We start from the raw sequence: 4500 nt of genomic DNA on the forward strand, positions 1-4500 counted from the left end.
TTTACTTCTACATACTGGACATTTATATCCATCCTTAGGAATTTCAGCTTTTATACTTACATTCCATACTTTGCCACACTTGCATTTGGCATACATATGACCACATCCCTAAATATTTATCTTATTAGATTCATTGTTAATAGCTGCAATCTTTCTAATACATTCAGGACAAAACATAATACCCTTAACCTCTCTTAAGTTTGAAGCTTCACCACAGCATATACACCCTGGAGCATACTTTCTAAATATAAGCTGTTCTCCATCCACGAAAATTTCTAATGCAGTACCTTCTTCTGTTGCAGTTTGGTCTTTTAGTCCTAAACTTTTTCTGATTGATTTAGGAATTACTATTCTTCCTAAAGTATCAATCCTTCTTATCATTCCTGTTGATTTCATCTTTATATTCTCCTTTACTTTTTTATAGTTATGTTGAGCTGATACCCAAGGCTTCTCAGCCTGTTTATCTTATGAATTTTGTTGTTGAAGTACTTCTAAAACTCTTCTCATATTATTAGCACCATATTTGTTTATATAAATCTGTGCTAAACTTTTATGAAATTCTTCCACTACTTCTTCATCAGGTTCATTATCAAATATGAATTCCCATTCAGGTTCTTTAATCTTTGACATATCAATTCCCCCATTTCTGATGTCTATTGTATGCAGATTTATTCAATTTGGTTACTACTCTCTATATCATTCCTTTGCTCTTATAGTACATTTCCATCTCATGCAAATAAGACCATTCAAATTCACAGAAAGTATTCATAAATGCAACAGCTATTTCTTTAGCTTCTTTATAGTTACTTTCATTTATTTCAGTAAACCTATGTACGCCCAAAAAAGCTTTCACTACATTTCCAATATGGGTTAATAGAGGGCCGTATAAAACTTCACATCTAGTTCCATACTTTTTTCTAAGAATAGGTAATAAATACCCTTCTCTTATACCTGTCCAATTTTCTTGTATCTTTACAAGTTCCTTAAGCGCATCATTTTCTCTTTTTAACTTAATATTTTCAGCTCTAATCACTTCCATATTTTTAGTTAGATCTTCTAACAACTTATCCATTTCTATTCCTCCAATATTTGATTTATTATATTATTCCGATTTTAAGGGAGCAGACCACAAAGGCTTATTCATTAAAGCTTTTCTAACTTCATCAAGTACATAATCAGATTGGTTTAATGACAAGTCATGCTTCTTTAATACCTCACATATTTGATTTACACTATTTTCTAAAATAGCAGTTGGCAAATTTAAATCTCTTAATTTTTCTCTTTGATACCTATTCATTTCTTCACTCTGATATAGTTTCATACATATCATTCCTTTCTTATAAACATTCTTCAATAAAAGCCTGTACCGCATTATATTTAGTTGCTGAAATATCTTCCCATTTAGTAACATTGAATTCCTTAAATATTTTTGATTTTGCTCTTTTGTAAACTTCCATACTGGAATTAATGTGAGTTAGATTGTATTTTTTTACTAAAGTATTTTTTACAATCTGTATTAAATCAGATTTATTTTTACTTCTAATTCCTATTAAATTAGCAATATCATCTATCTGCTTGTCCTTAGCCTGTATACTGTCCTGTACATATTCCTTAATGCCAGTTATTGCTTTACTCATGAAATTCATATTCTGTGCTATTAAATTCATGTTGGTAACAACACTTTCGTCTAATTGAAGTTTATTAACTTGTGCAAGTTTCCCATTTTCTCTAGCTTCATCAAGTGTTACTAACCAATTCTTAAACCTATTGGCTTTATCGCTATGACATTCTATTGCCAATCTCTTACTTAACCAACTACTCATGTAAATAGAATTTCTATCATCTGTATTTTCTATTTCATCTAATATGTAGGTGATTTCTTCTTGAATTTCTTTCGGAAGTTCTTCCGAAAATATCTTTTTAAGTTTTTTAACAATTCCTCCTGCTTGTTTCCAATTAACATATGAAGTTCCTTTTTTAACTTCTACTAAACCACAACACTTAGCTACATGAACTAAATTAATAAGTGTTGCTCCTTCATCAGTTTTTACTTTGACTTCTTGTCCTTCAAATAATTTAATTTCATTCATCTTTAAAATCTCTTCTTTCTTTTCTGATTTTCTCTCCTTAATTTGTGATACTTCTAGAAATTTCTTATCCATACTTAATTAGCTCCTTATATTTTATTTATTATTACAATACTCTCTTAGCCTGTAGTGAGTTTAGTATTTCCTACGTATTTGCTACAGCTTAACTAATTATTCAAATTTTTCATTTGGAAAAAGTTCATCTAGAGAAACATTTAATACATCCGCAATTTTTCTTGCATTTTTCAAACTAGGAACCGCTTTACCGTTCATAATTTCATAAAAAGACGATGTTGATAATCCAACCTTTTCAATTACAAACATGACTTTAAGTCCTTTTTTAGATATAAATTCTTTAATTTTATTTTTCATAGTTTGTCCTCCTTTTACGGTAATCCGTAATTGATGTTTTTAGTATACTTCCGTTTTTCCGTTTAAGCAAATATTTTCTTTCGGAAAAACGGTTATTATTTAAAAATAACTCTCCATTACTTTAATTTTCTCCGTTTTTCTGAAATTTACTATTTACTTTACCGAAATTTAATGATAATATATTCCTGTAAACCGAAAACAGAAAGGTGATAAATTATGAATACTATAGGTGAAATATTAAGAAATAATAGAGAATCCAACAATTTAACCTTAAAACAACTATCATCAATTAGTGGCGTTGGACCAAGTACAATATCCGATATAGAAAACGGAAAAGCGAAGCATCCTCGTATGGATACTTTAGAAAAGTTGGCAAAGGCTTTAAATGTTCCTGTTAATATATTTTTTAATAATGATATAGATATTAACATTCCAAAAGAATATACAGATAAATTTAGAGTAACTTCAAGAGACAAAAGACAATATCTTGAAGAAATGAAAAAAGCCAATGAAGCTTTCTTTATGGATGATGAATTTACAGAAGAATCTAAAAAGGAAATGCTGGATTTAATGTCTGAACTGTTTTGGGATTATAAAATACAAAAATTTATCTACTGATTCCCCTAAGGGAATATTTAAAAAAATTTTAAAACGAAAATTCATTATTTTAAATATGACAAGAATAGTCGATGATTATGATTTAAGAGCGGTAATGGCTCACGAATTAGGACATGCTATTTTACATAGTTCAGATTTTACATTTTTCTTGCATGACCACACTTTATATTCTCGTGGTAAATTTGAACGTGAAGCAAATCTTTTTGCTACAGATTTGCTAATCGATGTAGATTCTTTAGATAAATGTTTAGTACAAAACTATTCTATAGAACAATTAGCATTACATTTTAATGTTCCAATAGAATATATAAAATTAAAATTTAATATATAATTTCAAATTAAGAAATGAGGTTTTAAAATGAGAAAAAAATGGTACTTAAACACATGGGTAATTTGTTTACTTTTTGCACCTACAATATTGGGATTTGCAGTTCCAGTATTCTTAGTATTGCCAGTCGCTGGTATTGTTCTAGCTGTATTGCAATATAAATATGATAAAGAGCTATTTGATAAATATGGAGCTATAAACACGTTAGAGACTAAAATAGTTTTACTGGATAATGAATTTAATATTAAAAATCAAAATTTACAAAAAGAATTTGATAAAAAAACACAGGATTTACAAAGTAATTTTAATCAAGTTTCAAAAAATCTCGAAAACAGTCACAATAACAGATTAAATTCATTAACTAAAGAATATGATTCTTTAATGAAAAATTTTAATGCACTTCAAAGTGAATATGATTTATTAAATTCAAATGTTATTCTTAAACATTATGAGTTTTCTGATTATGATAGCTTAACTTCTGAAGATTGTAAAAATGAAATTGCTCTTCTTAAATTACAAGAAAAAGATTTAATAAAAGCAAACAGTGCAGTATCAGTTTTTTCTGATTCTAGTAAATCGGTAATAAATAATAATATCAAGCAAATTATTAGATGCTTTAATACTGAATGTGATAATGTTCTTATGAATATATCTGTGAAAAATATTGACAATATGAGAAACAAAATAAGTAAATCATTTGAAAGTCTTAATAAAATATTTAAAGTAGATGGATTACAATTAAACAAGCCATTATTAGAACTAAAATTAAAGGAATTAAACTTAGTTTATACTTATGAATTAAAACGTCAACAAGAAATAGAGCAACAAAAGGAAATTAAAGCTCAAATGGTTGAAGAAGAAAAGGTTCGTAGAGAACTTGAACAGGAAAAGAAAAAAATCGAAAAGGATCAAGCTCAATTTACAAATGAAATTAATAAATTAATGAAATACTTACAAAAAACATCAAATGATACAGAAAAGCAATTATATATTGATAAAGTTAAAGAATTAGAAGAAAAGCTAAAGCAACTAGAAAAAGATAAAGAAAATGTGTTAGAACGTAGCGCTAATGCTAAAGCTGGATTTGTATACATA

Annotated in this window: 9 protein-coding genes; 3 read left to right on the top strand and 6 right to left on the bottom strand. The window is 27.7% G+C overall.

Annotated features, from left to right (window positions below):
* Nucleotides 1–108: 108 nt before the first annotated feature.
* The 6 genes from Q0F58_RS17390 to Q0F58_RS17415 form a co-directional block, all read right to left on the bottom strand.
* Entirely contained in the window at nt 109–396 is a 288-nt protein-coding gene (locus Q0F58_RS17390) for an AbrB/MazE/SpoVT family DNA-binding domain-containing protein (protein ID WP_294379130.1), read from the bottom strand.
* A gap of 69 nt (nt 397–465) precedes the next feature.
* Nucleotides 466–630, bottom strand: coding sequence for a hypothetical protein (locus Q0F58_RS17395; RefSeq protein ID WP_294379131.1), 165 nt, complete (start codon nt 628–630; stop codon nt 466–468).
* A 61-nt stretch (nt 631–691) separates the two neighbouring features.
* A complete protein-coding gene (locus tag Q0F58_RS17400) occupies nt 692–1072 on the bottom strand; it encodes a hypothetical protein (RefSeq protein WP_294379132.1) in 381 nt (126 codons plus the stop codon).
* Between the two features lie 30 nt (nt 1073–1102).
* Nucleotides 1103–1321 carry a hypothetical protein gene (locus Q0F58_RS17405; protein WP_294379133.1) on the bottom strand — a complete coding sequence of 73 codons (219 nt, stop codon included), beginning with the start codon at nt 1319–1321 and terminating at the stop codon, nt 1103–1105.
* A gap of 16 nt (nt 1322–1337) precedes the next feature.
* Nucleotides 1338–2162 carry a hypothetical protein gene (locus tag Q0F58_RS17410; protein ID WP_294379134.1) on the bottom strand — a complete coding sequence of 275 codons (825 nt, stop codon included), beginning with the start codon at nt 2160–2162 and terminating at the stop codon, nt 1338–1340.
* 96 nt (nt 2163–2258) lie between these two features.
* Complete coding sequence (locus tag Q0F58_RS17415; protein ID WP_294379135.1) at nt 2259–2459, bottom strand: helix-turn-helix transcriptional regulator; 201 nt, start codon at nt 2457–2459, stop codon at nt 2259–2261.
* Nucleotides 2460–2675: 216 nt separating this feature from the next.
* Between Q0F58_RS17415 and Q0F58_RS17420 the strand changes: the two genes are divergently transcribed.
* The 3 genes from Q0F58_RS17420 to Q0F58_RS17430 form a co-directional block, all read left to right on the top strand.
* Entirely contained in the window at nt 2676–3077 is a 402-nt protein-coding gene (locus Q0F58_RS17420) for a helix-turn-helix domain-containing protein (protein WP_294379136.1), read from the top strand.
* Between the two features lie 43 nt (nt 3078–3120).
* Nucleotides 3121–3408, top strand: coding sequence for an ImmA/IrrE family metallo-endopeptidase (locus Q0F58_RS17425; protein WP_294379138.1), 288 nt, complete (start codon nt 3121–3123; stop codon nt 3406–3408).
* Nucleotides 3409–3435: 27 nt separating this feature from the next.
* A partial coding sequence (locus Q0F58_RS17430) for a DUF4041 domain-containing protein (RefSeq protein WP_294379137.1) occupies nt 3436–4500 on the top strand: 1065 nt, incomplete at its 3' end.

The organism is uncultured Clostridium sp., assembly GCF_934754915.1.
Lineage (GTDB): Bacteria > Bacillota > Clostridia > Clostridiales > Clostridiaceae > Clostridium.

Bases quoted from the DNA above. Each gene is read 5' to 3' on its own strand.
- Q0F58_RS17400 (WP_294379132.1), bottom strand. From the start codon at position 1,072: ATGGATAAGTTGTTAGAAGATCTAACTAAAAATATGGAAGTGATTAGA.
- Q0F58_RS17390 (WP_294379130.1), bottom strand. From the start codon at position 396: ATGAAATCAACAGGAATGATAAGAAGGATTGATACTTTAGGAAGAATA.
- Q0F58_RS17415 (WP_294379135.1), bottom strand. From the start codon at position 2,459: ATGAAAAATAAAATTAAAGAATTTATATCTAAAAAAGGACTTAAAGTC.
- Q0F58_RS17395 (WP_294379131.1), bottom strand. From the start codon at position 630: ATGTCAAAGATTAAAGAACCTGAATGGGAATTCATATTTGATAATGAA.
- Q0F58_RS17420 (WP_294379136.1), top strand. From the start codon at position 2,676: ATGAATACTATAGGTGAAATATTAAGAAATAATAGAGAATCCAACAAT.
- Q0F58_RS17410 (WP_294379134.1), bottom strand. From the start codon at position 2,162: ATGGATAAGAAATTTCTAGAAGTATCACAAATTAAGGAGAGAAAATCA.
- Q0F58_RS17405 (WP_294379133.1), bottom strand. From the start codon at position 1,321: ATGAAACTATATCAGAGTGAAGAAATGAATAGGTATCAAAGAGAAAAA.